Genomic DNA, 19,100 nt, shown 5'->3' on the forward strand with positions numbered 1-19,100 from the left:
GTTAAGAACTCCCAATTTATTTTTTTGTATTTTACTCTAAGAAATTTCTTTCAGAATCCTCATAATTTTTCAGCTGATATATATTCTCCCTGCTACAATTTTTTATAAAAGTCAAGATTTAATAAGTAAGCTTCTTTTCTATTTTTGCTTTCCGAAATGTTATAGAAATCACATTGACCATACCAAAAAAATTCATTAAAAAGCTCAAGACATGCAGCAGCATATTTCCAAGATAGCCGATGAGTTACAAATCAAGGCTTCTCAAGTATCCGCAACAATCAAACTACTAGACGAAGGCTCTACCGTTCCCTTTATTTCTCGTTACCGAAAAGAAATGACGGGAAGCCTGGATGAGGTTGCTGTTACAAACATAAGAGACCGTGTAACTCAACTCAGAGAGTTGGACAAACGAAGGGACAGCATCTTAAAATCAATTGAGGAGCAAGGAAAGCTTAGCGACGAACTGGCTGAGAAAATCAATGCCGCAGAAAATATGGCCCGGCTGGAAGATTTATACTTACCCTATAAACCTAAGAGAAGAACCAAGGCTACCATAGCAAAAGAAAAAGGTCTGGAACCTCTGGCAACTTTAATATTTGAGCAAGGCAAAACTGACTTATCCACAGAAGCAAACAAATACATTGACGCTGAAAAAGAAGTCAATAACGAGGAGGAAGCCCTGCAGGGTGCTCGTGATATTATTGCAGAGTGGGTAAATGAAGACCAGGAAGCACGGGCCGCCATGCGCGATTTGTTTATGAACAAAGCTAGCTTTCAATGCAAAGTGATTAGCGGTAAAGAGGAAGAAGGACAAAAATACAAAGACTATTTTGACTGGGAAGAACCTGTCAAAACTGCTCCTTCACATCGGGTACTGGCTATGAGAAGAGGAGAAAAGGAAATGATTCTGATGCTTAATATAGCCCCACCAGAAGAGGAAGCGCTGCAACTTCTGAAAAAGACTTTTGTGACAGGTAACTCTGCATTATCCGAACAAGTGGAGATGGCAACCAAAGATAGCTATAAGCGTCTCCTCAAACCTTCTATAGAAACTGATATCCGTTTGTCAACAAAAAAGAAAGCGGATGAAGAGGCTATTCATGTATTTGCCGATAACCTTAGGGAATTACTGATGTCTTCTCCCCTGGGTGAAAAAAATACCCTGGCCATTGATCCTGGCTTTCGTACAGGTTGTAAACTGGTCTGCCTGAACAAGCAAGGCAGATTACTAGAAAATACAGCTATTTTTCCTAACGAGCCACAGCGTAAAACGGCTGAAGCGGAGGCCATAATACTGGCCTACTGCCAAAAATATGATATTGAAGCCATTGCCATAGGTAATGGTACTGCCAGCCGAGAAACTGAAGCTTTTGTAAGGAGCATCAAACATTTGCCTAAAAACATTCAGGTGGTAATGGTAAATGAAAGCGGAGCGTCGGTGTATTCAGCTTCTGATGTAGCCCGAGAAGAATTTCCTGACTATGACCTTACAGTAAGAGGAGCAGTTTCTATTGGCAGACGTTTAATGGACCCACTCGCTGAACTGGTAAAGCTTGACCCGAAATCAATTGGAGTGGGTCAATATCAACATGATGTAGACCAGACGGCTCTGCGACAAAGCCTGGATGATACTGTCGTAAGTTGTGTGAATAATGTGGGTGTGGAAGTCAATACAGCGAGCAAACAATTACTAACCTACGTATCAGGTTTGGGCCCTTCATTAGCACAAAGTATCGTCAACTATCGTGATGAAAAAGGTCCCTTCAAAACGCGTGAAGAGCTTCTCAGCATACCACGTTTAGGAAACAAGGCTTTTGAACAGGCAGCAGGTTTTTTAAGAATACGCGATGCTGCCAACCCTCTAGACCGCAGCGCGGTTCACCCTGAACGATATGAGACCGTAAATCAGATGGCTGCTGACCTGGGTTGTACCATTGAAGACCTGATCAAAGATGAAAATCTACGTAAGCGTATCAATCTTAAGCAGTATGTCTCAGAAGAAGTAGGGCTGCCAACTTTGGAAGATATTATGGCAGAGCTATCAAAGCCTGGTCGTGATCCCCGTGAGCAGTTTGAAGCTTTTCAGTTTATGGAAGGAGTACATGAACTAGAAGATTTAAAAGTGGGCATGAAACTTCCTGGCATCATTACCAATGTTACCAATTTTGGAGCATTCGTTGATTTAGGAGTACATCAGGATGGGTTGGTGCATATCAGCCATCTCGCAGATAAGTTCGTTGATAATCCTGCAGAAATTGTCAAGGTACATCAGCAGGTACAGGTTACAGTGATGGAAGTTGATGTGGCCAGAAAAAGAATCGGGCTTTCTATGAAAAGTGATCCTTTTGCTCCACCTAAAAAAGGAGGAAATAAGCCTACAAAAAAAGGACGTAAGCAGGAAGAAGAAAGTGGTGACCTTCAGTCCAAGCTTGCCATGCTAAAAAATAAGTTCCGCTAAAATTTATAAGCTCATCATTTCTGATGAGCTTTTTTTTCGGTCATATGGATTAGTTCGGTAATAAGACCAGTCCAACCGGTCTGGTGCGAAGCTCCAAGCCCCTTCCCATCATCTCCATGAAAATATTCATAGAATAAGATATGATCCTGAAAATGAGGGTCCGACTGAAATTTTTTCTGATCACCAAAAACAACACGCTTTCCATTTTCATTCTTTTTAAAAATATTGATCAAACGATGGCTGATATTCTGTGCGATTTTGTCCAGAGTCAGAAAATTTCCTGAACCCGTTGGATGCTCAAGTCTGAAGCTTTCTCCATAATACTCGTGAAATTTCATCAAAGACTCTACGATGAGGAAATTGATGGGGAACCATACCGGGCCTCGCCAGTTGGAGTTCCCTCCAAACATGGATGAATCAGATTCACCAGGCAAGTAAGATACCGTATGTGTCTGACCGTCCATTGAATATTGATATGGATGACTCTGATGGTATTTTGAGAGCGCCCTTATGCCGTAATCAGATAAGAATTCATCTTCATCCAACATTCGCCTAAGGATACATTTTAAGCGGTGTACCCTAACCAATGACAGCATACGCGTTTCTCCTTTGCCATGTTCATACCAGCGGGAAATCAATGAGCCCAGATCATGGCGATTGCGGAGTACCCACTGCAGACGACGTGTGAAATCCGGTAGCGCTTCCAGCAGTTCAGGAGTAAGCACCTCCACTGCGAATAGTGGAATAATACCTACTATAGACCTTACTTTGAGAATCTGCGTGGATCCGTTTTCCAAGTGTACAGCATCATAGTAAAATTCGTCCGTCTCATCCCAAAGATCAACGCCCTCATTACCAATGTTGAACATAGCGCCGGCAATAGCCAGGAAGTGCTCAAAAAACTTAGAGGCCATCTCCTGATAGTATGGACGGTGTTGGGAAATCTCCAAAGCCATTCTCAACATATTAAGCGAATACATTGCCATCCAGGCAGTAGCATCCGCTTGTTCAAGCCTGCCCCCCGAAGGTAAGCCATGGCTTCGGTCAAATACCCCAATATTATCCAACCCTAAGAATCCACCTTCAAATAAATTGCTGCCACTGGTATCTTTTTGGTTTACCCACCAGGTAAAGTTCATAAGCAGTTTATGGAAGATCTTCTCAAGAAATTCTATATCCCCTTTGCCCATCCTCTCTTTATCAATGTTATAGACCTTCCAGGCGCTCCAGGCATGTACAGGAGGATTTACATCGCTAAAATTCCACTCATATGCCGGCATTTGTCCGTTGGGGTGCATATAGTATTCTCTTAACATAAGGAGAAGCTGCCGCTTGGCAAAAATGGGATCTAGTCGTGCTAATGGTATACAGTGAAAAGCCAAATCCCAGGCTGCATACCAGGGATACTCCCATTTATCGGGCATAGAGATGATATTATTGTTTACCAAATGGCGCCAACTGTTATTTCTACCATTTCTTCGGTGAGGGTTACTTCTATTAAATTTAGGATCTCCATTCAACCACTGGTTGACATCGTAGTAATACAGTTGCTTACTCCATAACATTCCTGCATATGCCTGACGCTGTATACTAATAAGGTCAGGGTGAGTTACGTCTTTTTGTAAATCCTCATAAAAAATATCTGCTTCTTTTATTCTCTCAGCGAAAACATCTTCAAAATCGGAAAAAGGTTCACTGGGGTTTGTAGACATTCTCAGTCGAGTCTCCCACACTTGGTTCGGTTCAAGCACTTTTTTCCAGTACAGAGAGGCCTTGGTTCCTACCAGCTCATGGTTTACCTTTTTTTGAAGGCCATTCACCACATAATCGTTGATGCCATCTTTGGTGTATGCGCTTTCGTTTTTTCCTCCTTCCAGCTTTTCCCAGTTGGTTTCGTTTTCGCAGAAAAGCAAAGTAGGGTCACCTTCATAATGCAGATAAGCATCCTTCTGCATTTTATACTTGATAGTAATGAGCTTTTTGGCTTTGTAGGCAGTAAGCTGCGGGCGATAATCGTCATGACCCCATGACCAGGAATTACGAAACCAGGCAGTAGGCAACAGGTGGAATGGAGCCGCTTTGGCGGAGCGATTGATCACTTTTATTTTTACCAGAATATCATCTTCAGCGGCCTTTGCATATTCAACAAATACATCAAAGTATTCATTTTTATCAAAAATTCCTGTATCAATAAGCTCATACTCTGGCTCATGTTTTGACCGATGCGCACTTCCTTTCAGAAGTTTGGCATAGGGAAATGCTTGGATAGGATACTTATACAGCATTTTCATATAAGTATGGGTAGGCGTAGAATCCAGATAATAATAATACTCCTTCACATCTTCACCATGATTTCCCTCATGGTTGGCAAGCCCAAACAAACGTTCTTTAAGAATAGGATCATTACCATTCCACATGGCTACAGCAAAGCAATATTGCTGCTTATTATCTGAGAGTCCGGCAATACCATCCTCCCCCCAGCGGTAGGCTTTACTTCTGGCCATATCGTGCGTAAAAGCACCCCAGGCAAATCCATGTTCACTATAATCTTCTCTTACTGTACCCCACTGCCTTTCAGAAAGGTAAGGTCCAAACCTTTTCCATGTTTTATTATCTGAGGTTGTAAGCACTCTGATCCATTCCGGATTATGTAAATGTTGATCGGACATTGTATCTTGCATTAAAAAAGTGTGTGCCGAAATTATAAAATTTCCACACAAGCTCTTCTTAACGTATTAAAAACTATATTTTTGCAAAGAATTGAGCTGTTTCAATTCAGAAACAGATTGGGAATTGGCAATTAGTATTGCATGCGCTCCTCCATCAAGCTGATTTTTGCTTCCCTTTCAAAAGAAAATACTTTCTCTTCCCTATTCAAATAAGCAAATACCTCCAAAGCTTGCCCATATTTAGCCTTTGATTTTTGATAATTTTCAGTTTCATAGTAAATATCCCCCTCTTCTTTGAGTAATTCAGCAAGGACATTCAGCTCATCAAACTCAAAAGACCTTTCTTCTAAAAGTTCTTCCAGAAAGGGTTCATCTCCATAATCATCAATATTAAAATCAAGTAACTTCTGATAGGTATCTTTAGTAATTTGCAAAGCACTTTCAGCTTCGTCTTCCTCTCTTAGTTGATTGGTCTTTTTCAAGGCTTTATCCAATTGCTGGAGTAGCTTCAATAAATAATCTTTCTTAAACATAAGTGAATTTCAATTGGTGATAGATTACCTGATGAAAATATATCATGAAATGTGAATAAATATCATATTAGAGATTAAAGTTTCCACTAATTCTTTAGAAATAAATTAAAAAGCACATATTCATGTTTAAGCTAAAGGATTTTATAATTTCAAAGCTCAATTAGCTACTATGATTAAAATTAGTCCTTTCGTATTCTTTGCACTATTTTTATTTGCTTGCGGAACTTCTGATAATGATCAGGAAAAAGCACACACATTGAAAAATAGTGCTGAAGACAGTGTGCTCACGGATGACAAAGTGGTAGAAGCCTTCTCTCTTCTGGGAGACACTCTATACCGCCTGGATTTGCCGGATGAACGTAAATCTCAATACGACTCCGCATTGGATGTGGCATTGAAAAATTATAACAATGCTCCTCAAAACTTAGATAATATCATATGGCTGGGCCGTCGCCAGGCTTACCTGGGAAGATACCAGGAAGCAATCAAAACTTATACCCAAGGGCTTCAACTGTTTCCAAATGCTCCTGAACTGTACAGGCACCGTGGGCACCGTTACATTTCTACCCGACAGTTTGAAAAAGCAATATCTGATCTTGAAAAGAGTGCTCAATTAGCCAAATCAATTCCACTTACCGATGAGCCAAATGGAATACCTCTGCCCTTACCGGAAGATGACAGGCCTACTACACTTCAGTTCAATATTTATTATCATCTGGGGCTTGCCTACTATTTAAAAGGAGAATACGGAAAAGCCGCTGAAACGTATGAGCAATGCCTCACCTATTGTCAGACCGATGATGAAATTGCAGCTACAGCAGACTGGCTATATATGGCTTATCGCCGATTGGGAGAGGATGAAGTAGCCGAAGAAACATTAGCCATGATTCGTGAGGATATGGATATACGCGAAAATGAAGGTTATTTTGAGCGTTTGTTAATGTATAAGGGATTAGTATCACCTGATTCTCTTTTAGCAATTGGTTCAAATGTGCCTTTAGCTGATCGCGATCTGGCTTTGGCTACTCAGGGGTATGGTGTAGGAAATTTTTATTTGTACAACGGTGAGCAGCAGGTTGGGCAGGAGATTTTAGAAGATATTGTAGAAGGACGTCATTGGGCAGCCTTTGGCTACATTGCTGCTGAAGCTGATCTGGCCCGTATTAAGGAATAAATTGCCGACTCTATAGTGGACTTTCAGGAGAGAAATTTCCATTATCTTATTTTTTTACATTTTCCTTATCACTTACATGCTATAGTTAAAGGCATTTTTGAGCAATATTTAACTTTTCTAAGCTTTAAATTGTAAATAAAAAAGCTTTGAAACGTTTTATAGTACTATTTTTAGCGGGATGGGCCTGTAGTATTACGGCTAGTTTTGCTCAGGGAGGAAAATACAGGAGTAATAAAGGCCAGTTTAGCTCTACTCAAGGGTTTATTGGTCTTTATACTGGTGTAAATTTTACTAACCCTCAAATAACCCAAACTTATTCTGACTTCACGTTAACTGATGAGGATTCTGACATTCTCAATGATCATAAAGTGTATGAAGACGTAACTGCGAATCTGGGAAGTCAGTTTGGTCTATCTGCTGCTTTTTCGTTTAGCAAACTGCTGACAGTAACAATTTCTCCTGCATATAATACCTATAAATACCAGTATCATAGTCAGTTTAGCTGGCAGGATGAAGAAAACGCTAACAATTTTCTTGAACACAATTATCATCACGAGCAGATCTTACACTATCTGTCTCTCCCACTGATGGTACGTTTCAGCCCTGCCGGAAAGCGATTTAGACCTTATATTCAGGCTGGTGGCTATTACAATTATTTGTTAAATGCTCAAAAACATGTAACCACTGAAGGCCTAGACCAGGCCTCAGGAGGGCAACTTAACTTTAAAGATGCTCCTCAGTCAACCGATATCAGCCATTTGTACATCAAATCAAATGCGGGTGTATTGGCCGGAGGAGGAGCAAGTTATAATCTGGGCACAATCATTTTTTACCTCGATGGTCAGTATCGGTACGGTTTACACAATGTAGCCAGTGCCAAACAGAGGTTTAGCGGAAGTCGCAATATTTATGGATTCGGAAATGTGCAGGATGACTTAAGTTTTAAGAGTATAGAAGTCTCATTTGGCTGCTACTTCCCTCTAAAATTTCTGACCAAAGATTTTAAACCTGTAATTCTTTGACACAATGAAACTCAGCAATTTATATAACAGCTTTTTTGTAGCTGCATGCGCTCTTATTCTCACTACATCCTGTGATATCAGTGAGAATGAAATAAAACCGGGAATCAGTTTCTCCAAAATCTATAACAATACGAGTTTTACAGAAAGCTACGAACCTCTGGACGTGGCAAGCTTCAATGACAGTTCCTATCTGGTTTTGGCCGCTACTGATAAATGGAATGCTTATCTGCTTAAAGCCGACACGGAAGGAGAATTTGTTTGGGATTTAAGTTTACCAGAACCCTATGTGAATCCCTTACCTCAACTCTTCAAACAAAATAACAATGTATATTTTGTTTGCATGGATGAGTTTCAACTGGGTACATATATTTTGCAGGTAAATGCTTCCGGTGGAGCACCTGAAGTAGTTTATCAGAATAACAGTATTACCTATCCTTTAGCCGCTCAGTTAACTCAGGATGGCGGGTGGTTGATACAGGGTTATAACCGGGAGTCCAGAAAAACAACTTTGACAAAAGTAAATGCAGGTTTTTCTGAAGAATGGCAGCAGGAGTATGACATACTGGAAGACGTGGAAGAAAGAATTATCAAGCATTTGACCAGAACTGGAAGCAGACTTCCCTTCTTCAATGGATACGCTCAGGGAAATGGAAACTCTGGTTATTATTATTTCAACGGATTTAATAATTATACGATCTCACTCACTTTTGTAAATCCTGCCGATGGTGAGCCTATGGGGGTGATGAACGGGTTTAGAGACTTAGGCTTTATCAATGCTGCGTATTCTCTCCCAAATGGCAATTTTGCTTTGTCAAAAAATAGTTATGGAGATAATTACCTTATTCCTCAAATTGAGCTCGATGAAAAGGCAGTCACTTCCAGCAGTGATCTGGAAGCCAATCACTTCCCTGAAATAGATGCTCAGGCACCGGTAGTTATCAAAAAGTATGAGGTTCAGGGGCGGGAAATCGTTTTTTATGCTACACATTCTAAAAGTAAGCGTATTATGATTTATGCTTATGATGTTGCTGATGGCTCTCTTTTAGGAATTGAGTATCTCGGACAAACTTCACCCTATGAAATAGGAAATATTACTGCTACCTCAGACGGAGGACTTATGGTATTAGGAAAAACTTATGTAGCCGGACGCTTCCCCCGCATCTGTTTGTTTAAGCTTACTGAAGAAGAAGTAATCAACATCATTCGCTGAACATACAAAGATTAGTATAAGAATCTAAGACGCTGAGTTAACTAAAAGTTTAGTAAAACTTGAGCATACCTGAATTTTAATATTAATCGGAATTTGAGAGATAAGAAGAAATTCAATTCTTAAAACAGCTTTGAAGTTTTATGTTAAGAGTAGAATCTTCTGATAAAGTGTTACAAAATATAATCTTATCATAATTGATTTGCGGAATTGCTTTTTAAGCACTTTAAAAACATGACTTTCATTTTTTACTCAAACCCAAAAGCTAACGGAAATATAAAGGTCACGATGATGGTCCATAAGAAGTAGAGTGGCAGATACAAGGCAATGGCTTTTCCTACTTTGTTTATGTCTTCATTTTTAGAAAGTACCCTGAAAAGCTGCAGCGTCACCCATAGAAGATTGATCAAAATCAATACATTACCCCCCAAAACTGCGGCTCTGTTAGGCGTGATTCCCCACTCAGTGATCCGGAATAATATAGCCGAAAGCGCAATAATATTTATGATGATGGTTACCACAGATAACAGAAAGAGAACCAAAATTTCTGTCTGGCTTTTCATGTTTCTCGTTGTTTCGGCTACTGAAAAGAAAATGATAGCCATAACGCCAATCAGTAAAGCATTGAACATCAATAAAAACTCTCTATCGTCATAAGGATCTCCCCCTGAGAAGATCATAGCAATAAGATAAATAAGCAACATCCCCAGTACCAGTGGACTAAATATCCTGGCTATAACAGATGAAACCTTGCCTACCAAGTGCGGATTGGTTTGCGTGAGATAGGTGCCTACAATGGGCACAGCAGGCAATCCAAAAACTACAATATTTTCAAAATAAAAATCTTTAATATCATAGCCGATGATTGAGAAAAGACCTATGGTCATCGCCGTAGTTACAGCGCCTGCAATCAGGATGAGGGTGGTCATGACAATAAGATCCCCATTATACTTTAAATAGTTCAACCGCTTCTCATGATTATTTTTCATCTCACCTACATAAGCAAAACCTAATACTGACCATAGCAATAGAAGCAAATGAATGCAGGATAAAATCAGCGTATCGCTTTCCTCATTGGCAGGAAAAAAATTGATAAAGATCAAACCTATGAAGGATGTACCAGCTATGAAAACAATTTTACTTATGGGTAAAGCATTCTTCCATACAAAGTAAGCCAGTAAAGGTGGAAAAACGATGAAACCTACATTTCTAGGGTAAAAAAAATCTTCATTTACAAGGAATATGTGAGGTATTTTGGCAACCAACCCCGCCACAAGCGAAGCTAAAACTATAAACAATAAGTCTCTGCCTGTACCCCATTGGATATCATCACTTTCATAATGAAGCCTTTCATTCCAGAAATCAGCAAGAGTGCTGCCTTTAATTTCCGGATAAATTGAGCTGAATTCCTGTTTAAAAAAAGCTTTATTTGTTCGGTAGAGCCTTTCAAGGTACACGGGATCATTGAGATGGGTGCGAATTTCCTCTTTCATGACTTAGTAATTTTGTAAAAAATATACTGCTGAAACTTCTCATAGTTTTAAGCTCTAACTTCCAGCCAAAGATATACCGAAGATACCAACTGCAAGTTCTCTCCAAATGAGTAAGAGTACTACCAGAATTACTACAATTACAAGGGCTCTATTTTGCTCTTGCTTAGCCTTTCTTAATACAAGCTCACATAATAGGCCAGTACCCATTAGCAGTATGCCAGCAGCCACAAAATCAAAAAATGTCCAGCTCACTTCATTTGTTACCTGTATTGCTATGAATGGTACAAGTAAAATAAATGCTACTGTGAGTAAAATGCCGGTAAGTCTATTGTTTTTTGTCAACATTTTTTTTCTATTAAAAAGGTATTGTCTGTTTCTATGTCAATGCACGAGGCACTACAGATCCATCTTCATTAATTCTAGCTTGTCAAATAATTCACCCACACCCAGCGCTACCCAAATGATAAAGATGGCCAAGAAGATTTTGACTATGCTCATTCCAGGTATTGATAAACTGACTGTTTTCCTGAGCATATCATTTACGGGAAGAAAATAAATGGAAGAAAGAAGAATAATAAAAACCCCAAAGCCAGGATCGTTTCCCCAAAACAGATTTAGAATGCCAATGGAAAAAAAAATCAGACCAAATATCCAGCTGACAATATGCAAAGCAAGCTGAATGTAGCGAGATGAAAAATTGTTCTTGAGTGTCATAATCATTTTGTTAACAAGTAATTAATGAATATTTATTTTTCAAAGCACTTTGAATTACAAAGTATATTCACAAAAAAATATCAGATGATTCATTTGCTACAATAGAGAATGCTCCCCTATTCAGGCATTCCCCTGATCAGTTTTTCTAATGTTTTCAGATGATTATCAAAGGCTTTCTTACCTTCTTCGGTCATCAAATATTTTGTATTTGGTTTTCTACCGACAAACGACTTCTCTACATTGATAAAATCTTCTTTTTCCAAAGCTTTCAGATGACTTGCCAGATTGCCATCGGTCACATCCAGATACTCCTTCAGCGCATTGAAATCCAACTGTTCATTAACCACCAATGCCGACATAATTCCTAGTCTTATGCGGTTTTCAAAAGCCTTATGTAAACCATGGATTGATATTTTCACCGCTCGTAATTAATGTGCATATAAATACCGTAGGCTATATGAACAAGGCCAAATCCAACAGCCCATAAAAATAAACCATAACTTGTAAAGTGTGAACCTATCAATCCTAATCCTATCTGTATCATGCCCAAAGACCTTACTTCATCGTAGGTAAATTTGCTGGCATTGTATAAAGCCAGACCATAAAAGAGTAGTGTTAAGGGAGCAACCAATCCTATCAAACCCTTTGACAGTAAAATCAGTATTAGAACCCCACCTGCTACCAATGGAACAGCCATACTTGTCAAAAGCCGCTTGGAAGTCGCACTCCACACTTTTTCATTTCTTTTTTGAGCCTTTTTAGAGGAAAGTACAATTGCAGTACCTATTGCCAATGCCAGAATGATAAGGGCCAGAATAATAACCATTCCCAAACCGGTAGATGAGCCGGCGGATATTGAGGTATTTTCAAAGATTTGATCAGGATTAAAATGAAAAACCTTGTAGGCTATATAAGCTCCCACCAATGCATACATCCCTGCCATGATACCAGCCCAGCCAGAAAGCGACAGAAATTTGGAAGAACGCTCCATCATGGAACGTATATCTGCAATATCCTGAATGTAATCTCTTTCTTTTTTCATTTGAAAGTACTTTGAATTTCAAAGTTAAATGAATTCTGTTGTTAAACAAACACTACTAAATATTTTTAATATAAAATGAGACTTTCCAAGAATCAGAGTGTAAAGCCCTGTGCTTTTTGTAGATATTTTCATCCGAAATAGACTTTCTGAAAGTAAAAGTAGTTGGAGCTTATCATAGCCCGTAAACAACTCCTTTTAACTACATTATTATACCTGATTGGTATCGCATTTAATGCTAAAGTTGTTTTACAAGTGCAGTGGGAGAATAAGTTTGATAAAAATCAATTTTAATTGTAACATTTTTTATTACATTAAGTTAAAGAAAGTAATTATGAACAACACTAGGTTTGCAACGGCTCTTCATATCTTAACACTTCTTGCAGATAGCAAAGGTGAATGGTTAAGCTCTGAATGGATTGCAGCCAGCATCAATATTAATGCTGTAATTGTTCGCAAGGAACTCAGTGTGTTAAATGAGGCTGGACTTGTACAGAGCAGAAAAGGTAAAATAGGTGGGTCTACACTGGCTAAAAGTAGTACTGAAATTACACTGGATGCCGTCTACCTGGCAGTCAAAAACTCAGAGGTATTAGGCAAGAAAAATTTGAAACCCAATCCGAAATGCCCAATAGGTAAAAATATCAATCAAAAACTAGACGGCTTATTCACTAGGATTGATCAATCTGTAATTGAGGAGCTGAAAGGTAAAACCCTGGAAAGTTTTTTGGCAGAGTTTCACTGACTTTTTTTAACCATTAATGTAACATATTTTATTACAATTAAAATTTAAACTTATGAAAATTGGAATTACCGGAGCAAGCGGACAACTAGGAACTTTAGTAGTAGAACAATTGAAAAAAAGGGCTGATGCAGCCAATCTGGTAGCACTTGTTCGCTCTCCTGAAAAAGTAGAAGGAATAGAAGCGAGAGCTTTTGATTACGAAAAACCTGATAAACTGCCTGGAGCATTACAAGGCATAGAAAGTCTGCTGTTGATTTCGGGGAATGAAATCGGCAAAAGAGCCAGACAGCATGAAAACGTAATCAAGGCAGCAAAAGAAGCTGATGTGAAATGGATTGTCTATACCAGCATCCTTAAAGCTGACACTTCTACAATTAGCCTTGCCAAAGAGCACCTGATTACAGAAAACTTATTGAAAGATTCAGGCATTCCATTCACGATTTTGAGAAATGGATGGTATACAGAGAATTATACTGGCTCAGTGGCAGGCGCAGTAGAAGCCGGAGCATTCATTGGAAGTGCAGGAGATGGCAAAATCTCATCAGCCAGCAGAATTGACTTTGCCGAGGCCGCAGCTGTGGTATTGACAGGCACAGGTCACCAGGGGAAAGTGTATGAACTTGCCGGTGACCAGGCATATACACTTACTGAGCTGGCAGAAGAAATTTCTAAACAAACAGGTAAAAATATTCCATATCAAAACTTACCAGAGCAAGAGTACAGTAAAGCACTTAAAGGTATGGGAATCCCTGATGCTTTTGCAGAAGGTATTGCGAGCTGGGATGTAAGTGCATCTAAGGGAGATTTGTACGACAATAGTAAAACCCTCTCTACATTGATCGGGCGGCCTACAACTCCTATGGCTGCAGAAGTAAAAAACGCACTAAATAATTGATAAACTGTATATCAATAGTAAAATGCTACCTTATTGGAGGCAGCATTTTACTATTATAGTATTTCCGTCAATATTCCGAGGATCTTCTTACCAATAAAAAATGGATTCTTTCATCAGTTTCAAACGAGCAGCGTGAAGCATCTCTTCATATAGTTAATTAGGTTCATAATTTCTTATGAAGCTTGAGATATTGTAGCAGCATGATGGTTTTTCCGTCTCTAATTTCTCCGGTGCGTATCATGTCAAAAGCTTTTTCCAGCGGAAACTCCAAAACTTCAATATTTTCCTGTTCTTTTGCCAACCCTCCCCCATCATTAACCTTCATATCTTCTGAATATTCGGCTAGGAAAAAGTATAGAATTTCGGTGACCGAACCGGGTGACATATAGGCCTCAAAAACTTTTTCAACCTTATCTACACGATACCCTGTTTCTTCTTCCACTTCTTTTTTAATGCAATCTTCGGGATTATCCTTATCAAGTAGACCGGCACATGTTTCTATGAGAAATCCTGATTGATTACCATTTATGTAGGTAGGAAGACGAAATTGTCTGGTAAGAATGACCGTCCGGTTTGGTGGGTGATAAAGCAATATGGTAGCACCGTTACCACGATCATAGGCCTCTCTGGTATGGGATTCCCACTGGCCATTGCTTAGCTGAAAATCATAAGTTACTTTGTCCAGCCGGTACCAATTATCGGAAAGCAACTCTTTACGCAGATTCTTAACCCTGTTGTTAAGCATTTGGGATTTCATCTAGATGATAGTAAACTTTAAGTCCTCTTTGTTTTGCAATTTCAACATCCTGATCCGCTCCTTTGGATGCGCCGGGGATTCTTAAAATAGCATCGCAGTGCCCTAGCAATCTGTGCGCAACAGGATATTGAATCTCGTTCCAGACATCATCACCCGGTTTTTTTGACCCTGCTAATCTCAACAAAGGTAAGGCTGCCCATTCTCCAATCATGGGAACATGCCCTTTTCTGAAAATAGGCAAAGCCATGGCTTCAAGATTATCAAGGTTTTTCCTGATCAAATCAGGATTATCATTTGTACCACTTCTATAGGGACCAGCTATTAATATCAGCATATCTTTTTTTCACAAAGAAGCATATCCTACCTCTCAAAAAGAATAAGGTATATTAAGAAATGATTGGTTTACTGAATAAATTTTCTATTAGCCCTGACAGTACTTAGAAATTCCGGAGTTACGCCAAGGTAAGATGCAATGTGCTTTAGAGGAATTTTCTTAGCAATCTGTGGGTATTTGCTGATAAAGTTTTCATAGCGTTCCTGTGCAGGGAGAGAGAGGTTTTGAATCATACGCAGTTGCTCTCTGCAATAGGCATTTTGCATAAGAATTCTGAAAAACGTATTGAATGAAGGCATGATATGGAAAAGTACATCCAGATTTTTCTTTGACAATTTCAAAATATTACTTTTTTCCACTGCTTGAATGCTAACCATTGCTGGAAGTTCGTTCAAAAAACAATACATGTCTGTGATCCACCAGTCTTTTACAGCAAACATGAGGGTTGACTCCTTTCCATTAGAATTAGCAAAAAATGCTCGCAGCGTACCCTCATTGACAAAATTGATGTAATTACATGGATCACCCTGACGAAGAATAAATTCATTTTTCTTCAAACTACACTCCTCAAATAGCTTTACAACATGCTCTCTTTCTTCTTGTGTTAGTTCAATATGCTTGGAAATGTTAGCGAATACTAAATCTTTGTTCAACGATATTCAATGTTTTAGCGATTAAGAATCAATTGTGCTCAACCTTTACTTTCACCCAAGATAAAAAATCTCGCACAAATCAGTTACTGCTTTGTCGTGACAATTATATTCCACAGTAACGTCAATGCCCTATATCCATATTTCAAAAGTAATCCCTAAATCCATAGCAAAGGATATTGAAGAATTAAGCGCTAGATTAGCCAGGTACTTGCTAGCTTCTACAGTTATATGAATTATTTGATAGTCTCAATCTTCTCATGGTGGTCTAGCCTGTGATTTAAATTTATGTTGAAATTCAGGGAGACTTCTATAATTGGCTATGAACTCGCCACCTTACCTTTAATTGAGGTTCATTAAAAGCACTAAGCTTTTAAGTTTGGTATATAATAAATGGTAGTCACTTTTGTAGGTGTTGGACTTTCTGTTAATTTTATGAGTTAGTTCAAGCGTTAGTGCTCAATCGCTTGAAGCAACCTAAAACTATACTTACATGCTACTTAACCGGATTATTGCAGTTTTTCTCCTTTTGTCTGCCTGCACTCAGACTACCGAAACAGAAGCTCCTTCTTCAAAACTTAAGGCTCTTATTATTGATGGACAGAATAACCATTATGTCTGGCCTAAAACAACGATGATGATGCAGGACTATCTGGAACAGACCGGGCTTTTTGAGGTGAATATCCATCGTATGGATTCGGTATGGCTTGGCATCAAATACAACCAGTCCCGACCAGAGCCCTACACCTTTTACATAGAAACTTACCCGCTGGATTCAGCAGCTTATGGGATCTCCGATAAACCTATCAAAACTTCTGATTTTTCCATAGACTTCAGTCAGTATGACCTCGTGGTTTCTAACCTGGGAGCAGATTCCCCCCAATGGCCAGAGGAGACCAAAAGAAGTTTTGAAAATTATATGCAAAACGGCGGCGGACTGGTCATCGTGCATGCTGCCAACAATGCCTGGGGAGATTGGGAAGAATACAACAAAATGATTGGTGTAGGTGCCTGGGGTGGACGCGACAGCACCACCGGACCTTATGTGTATTATACGGATGACGGTGAGCTTGAAAAAGATCATTCTGCTGGCATTTGCGGTTCACATGGAGCAGAATATGATTTTTTGATGACCACCCGTACACCGGAGCATCCTATCATGAAAGGCTTACCTTCCGAATGGCTACACGCCCAGGATGAATTGTATGAGCGCATGAGAGGTCCTTTTGAAAATGCCACCATTTTAGCGACAGCTTACTCTGATGTAGAAGGCAATGCTCCGCCCTGGAACCCGTCTGTCAAAGGTATGGGACAACATGTGCCTCTGCTGATGGCTATCAACTATGGTCAGGGACGCGTTTTTCATACCGCCCTGGGGCACTTTGATTATTCTATGGAATGTGCTGGATTTATTACCACTCTCCAACGAGGAGCAGAATGGGCCGCTACCGGTAAGGTAAGCCAGGATATCCCTGAAGATTTTCCTTCCGCAGACCAGACAGCTTCCAGAAAATGGGGAAAGTAGAAATGTGTAAAAAGACAATAAATGATGGTATCTAAACATCATCATTTCTTTATACCGCAGTTGTTTAATGTAAATGTATGATATCAATCAGTGAAAAAAATGCTTAACAGTAGTTCCAAAAAAGTATAAGGTTGAAAAACTATCATCAAGAAAAGAATGAAACTTTTTTGTGAGTTAAATAGGTGCATCACATCAATAGTATTCTCTTTTTTTCTGCTTCACCTTTTTGCTTTTTTTAAGTTTTCTCAGGCTTACAACCTTTACCCTGTCTACAATAATTAAGGTTATGATAACTACAAAAAAGATGAACCATATGATTAATATGACTTCTGTCAGTTCAGTCTTGAGTTGTGCTTCAAGGAGTAACATATCAATTTGAAAAAAAATAATATGTGTAGTTGCTGTGCAAAATATAATACATTAAAATCATAAATAGAAGAGATAAATACACTTGCTTATCGGCCACGTTTACTTCATTGATGCTTATTAATAGCTTCTCTTCTTAAACTCCAAAACATATTTTTTAGGTCATATCTACTAGAAAATTTTATTAAATTTTTCAAAAGCTATAAGAATACGATAAACGCAATGAAAACTTCTTTTAGTTGGTTTTTTTCAGATCATCTATGCTACACCTACTCTTGATTTTCAACCAATCAGATTTTCAAACTAAGGTTTATGTAATTACAGCATCTATATCTCAATAAGATAATAGATATATTCCCTATGCCTAAGAGAAGTATGTAAAACGGCACAAATTCAGTTATGTACTCATGACAGTAAAAGGTTTATGAATTGCAATCAATCCATTAATGTCAAAAATTCTATCTTCTATTTCCAGAGCACTAGAATCAAATACTTTGATGTATAATCGTATCAAGAGTTATTTCATTATCAAGCATCAAAATCTATTCTTTAATTTGATCAACTTTATTTGTGCTAAAACATATTTAGTCTATGCTAAAAGCACTTTAATTATAAAAATAGTTATATTTTTTACATTAATAGTTGTTACTTTCAGAAGAAGGTAAGAATTCGGGTCTATAGTCAATAAAGATTTTTACAGGTTCTCAGCAGTACGTCTTTACGGCTGCGAGCTACGGCTACTTCTGCTCCGTCGGCCATAATCAGAGTGCCTCCGTCTCCTCGGATGTACTTTTCAATATGCTGGAGATTGACCAAGTGAGAATAATGCACCCGCAAAAAGGAATGGTGCTCCAGTGTTTCTTCCAACAGTTTCAGTGTGCGGGAAACCATCAGCCTCTTGCCGGAAAGCAAGAATATGTTGGAATAATTACTATCCGACTGGCAGCGAATAATATCTTTGACCAACACGAAATCCAGTCCCTCCTGGGTAGGCAGTGATATTTTTTGTTCTGTGCTTTGTTTGCTATTCAACTGCTGAATTAATATTTCCATCTGATGGTACACGGGGTGCGTGGTGTTTCGCTCCCAGGCTTTTCGTACCGCATTGATCAGTTCATCTTTGTTAATTGGCTTGAGAAGATAGTCCAGCGCGCTGAAGTGAAAAGCCTTGAGCGCATACTCGTTGTAAGCGGTGGTAAATATCAGGTGAAATTGCGTTTTGGGCAGTAGATTAAGCAGGTCAAAGGCATTGAGGTAAGGCATTTCAATGTCCATGAACAATAAGTCGGGTTTCAACTCAGGTATTTGAGATAAGGCCTCCCGGCTGGAGGTGAAGCTGGCAATCACCTGAACCTGAGGACAATACTGAGTAAGCTGCCACTGAAGGGTTTCCAGGCAGTGGTTTTCATCGTCTACTAATATTGCGTTGAGTGTGTCCATCATTAGATCATGTTTAAAAATTCTATTTGGTATTTACGCCAGTCGGTTGATGATAATTTGACAGTTTTGCCAAAGTAGC

General features: G+C 39.0%; 18 protein-coding genes. 7 read left to right on the forward strand and 11 right to left on the reverse strand.

From position 1 onward, the window contains the following. Window positions 1–211 precede the first annotated feature (211 nt). Window positions 212–2,458: a Tex family protein gene (locus WJR50_RS20000; protein WP_341295089.1), complete on the forward strand. Its 2,247-nt coding sequence runs from the start codon at window positions 212–214 to the stop codon at window positions 2,456–2,458. 14 nt (window positions 2,459–2,472) lie between these two features. Here WJR50_RS20000 and WJR50_RS20005 read toward each other — a convergent pair whose 3' ends face one another. Further along, the gene (locus WJR50_RS20005; protein WP_341295090.1) at window positions 2,473–5,127 is read right to left on the reverse strand and encodes an MGH1-like glycoside hydrolase domain-containing protein; all 2,655 of its coding nucleotides are present in this window, start codon (window positions 5,125–5,127) and stop codon (window positions 2,473–2,475) included. A 131-nt stretch (window positions 5,128–5,258) separates the two neighbouring features. Next, window positions 5,259–5,660: a hypothetical protein gene (locus tag WJR50_RS20010; protein WP_341295091.1), complete on the reverse strand. Its 402-nt coding sequence runs from the start codon at window positions 5,658–5,660 to the stop codon at window positions 5,259–5,261. A 169-nt stretch (window positions 5,661–5,829) separates the two neighbouring features. On the opposite strand from WJR50_RS20010, the gene WJR50_RS20015 reads away from it, so the two are divergent. The 3 genes from WJR50_RS20015 to WJR50_RS20025 all read left to right on the forward strand — a co-directional run bounded on the left by WJR50_RS20015 (window position 5,830) and on the right by WJR50_RS20025 (window position 9,066). Then, the gene (locus WJR50_RS20015) at window positions 5,830–6,834 is read left to right on the forward strand and encodes a tetratricopeptide repeat protein (protein WP_341295092.1); all 1,005 of its coding nucleotides are present in this window, start codon (window positions 5,830–5,832) and stop codon (window positions 6,832–6,834) included. Window positions 6,835–6,980: 146 nt separating this feature from the next. Continuing rightward, window positions 6,981–7,856, forward strand: coding sequence for an outer membrane beta-barrel protein (locus tag WJR50_RS20020; protein WP_341295093.1), 876 nt, complete (start codon window positions 6,981–6,983; stop codon window positions 7,854–7,856). Window positions 7,857–7,860: 4 nt separating this feature from the next. Further along, entirely contained in the window at window positions 7,861–9,066 is a 1,206-nt protein-coding gene (locus WJR50_RS20025; RefSeq protein WP_341295094.1) for a hypothetical protein, read from the forward strand. Between the two features lie 245 nt (window positions 9,067–9,311). Here WJR50_RS20025 and WJR50_RS20030 read toward each other — a convergent pair whose 3' ends face one another. From WJR50_RS20030 to WJR50_RS20050, 5 genes are all read right to left on the reverse strand, one after another. Further along, window positions 9,312–10,556, reverse strand: coding sequence for a hypothetical protein (locus WJR50_RS20030; RefSeq protein ID WP_341295095.1), 1,245 nt, complete (start codon window positions 10,554–10,556; stop codon window positions 9,312–9,314). 54 nt (window positions 10,557–10,610) lie between these two features. Then, window positions 10,611–10,901, reverse strand: coding sequence for a hypothetical protein (locus tag WJR50_RS20035; RefSeq protein ID WP_341295096.1), 291 nt, complete (start codon window positions 10,899–10,901; stop codon window positions 10,611–10,613). 51 nt (window positions 10,902–10,952) lie between these two features. Then, the gene (locus WJR50_RS20040) at window positions 10,953–11,270 is read right to left on the reverse strand and encodes a hypothetical protein (RefSeq protein ID WP_341295097.1); all 318 of its coding nucleotides are present in this window, start codon (window positions 11,268–11,270) and stop codon (window positions 10,953–10,955) included. A 116-nt stretch (window positions 11,271–11,386) separates the two neighbouring features. After that, window positions 11,387–11,689 (reverse strand): winged helix-turn-helix domain-containing protein, encoded by a 303-nt coding sequence (locus WJR50_RS20045; RefSeq protein WP_341295098.1) that lies wholly within the window; start codon window positions 11,687–11,689, stop codon window positions 11,387–11,389. Next, the gene (locus WJR50_RS20050; protein WP_341295099.1) at window positions 11,686–12,312 is read right to left on the reverse strand and encodes a hypothetical protein; all 627 of its coding nucleotides are present in this window, start codon (window positions 12,310–12,312) and stop codon (window positions 11,686–11,688) included. Before WJR50_RS20050 ends, WJR50_RS20045 begins: the two co-directional genes overlap by 4 nt. Window positions 12,313–12,643: 331 nt before the next feature. Between WJR50_RS20050 and WJR50_RS20055 the strand changes: the two genes are divergently transcribed. Both WJR50_RS20055 and WJR50_RS20060 read left to right on the forward strand, forming a co-directional pair. Beyond that, window positions 12,644–13,054, forward strand: a complete 411-nt coding sequence (locus WJR50_RS20055) for an Rrf2 family transcriptional regulator (RefSeq protein WP_341295100.1) — start codon at window positions 12,644–12,646, stop codon at window positions 13,052–13,054. 52 nt (window positions 13,055–13,106) lie between these two features. Then, complete coding sequence (locus tag WJR50_RS20060; RefSeq protein ID WP_341295101.1) at window positions 13,107–13,949, forward strand: SDR family oxidoreductase; 843 nt, start codon at window positions 13,107–13,109, stop codon at window positions 13,947–13,949. Between the two features lie 163 nt (window positions 13,950–14,112). On the opposite strand, the gene nudK is transcribed toward WJR50_RS20060, so the two are convergent. The 3 genes from nudK to WJR50_RS20075 form a co-directional block, all read right to left on the reverse strand. Further along, window positions 14,113–14,694: a GDP-mannose pyrophosphatase NudK gene (nudK, locus tag WJR50_RS20065; RefSeq protein WP_341295107.1), complete on the reverse strand. Its 582-nt coding sequence runs from the start codon at window positions 14,692–14,694 to the stop codon at window positions 14,113–14,115. Then, window positions 14,687–15,040 carry a DUF4406 domain-containing protein gene (locus WJR50_RS20070; RefSeq protein ID WP_341295102.1) on the reverse strand — a complete coding sequence of 118 codons (354 nt, stop codon included), beginning with the start codon at window positions 15,038–15,040 and terminating at the stop codon, window positions 14,687–14,689. The genes nudK and WJR50_RS20070 overlap by 8 nt, the downstream gene beginning before the upstream one ends. A gap of 68 nt (window positions 15,041–15,108) precedes the next feature. Next, window positions 15,109–15,693: a Crp/Fnr family transcriptional regulator gene (locus WJR50_RS20075; RefSeq protein WP_341295103.1), complete on the reverse strand. Its 585-nt coding sequence runs from the start codon at window positions 15,691–15,693 to the stop codon at window positions 15,109–15,111. A gap of 490 nt (window positions 15,694–16,183) precedes the next feature. Here WJR50_RS20075 and WJR50_RS20080 point away from each other — a divergent pair, with 490 nt between their 5' ends. Further along, window positions 16,184–17,215 carry a ThuA domain-containing protein gene (locus tag WJR50_RS20080; protein WP_341295104.1) on the forward strand — a complete coding sequence of 344 codons (1,032 nt, stop codon included), beginning with the start codon at window positions 16,184–16,186 and terminating at the stop codon, window positions 17,213–17,215. A 1,047-nt stretch (window positions 17,216–18,262) separates the two neighbouring features. On the opposite strand, the gene WJR50_RS20085 is transcribed toward WJR50_RS20080, so the two are convergent. Continuing rightward, window positions 18,263–19,024 carry a LytR/AlgR family response regulator transcription factor gene (locus WJR50_RS20085; RefSeq protein WP_341295105.1) on the reverse strand — a complete coding sequence of 254 codons (762 nt, stop codon included), beginning with the start codon at window positions 19,022–19,024 and terminating at the stop codon, window positions 18,263–18,265. Window positions 19,025–19,100: the final 76 nt, after the last annotated feature.

The sequence above is a fragment of the Catalinimonas locisalis genome, from assembly GCF_038039535.1.
In the GTDB taxonomy this organism is placed as follows: domain Bacteria; phylum Bacteroidota; class Bacteroidia; order Cytophagales; family Cyclobacteriaceae; genus Catalinimonas.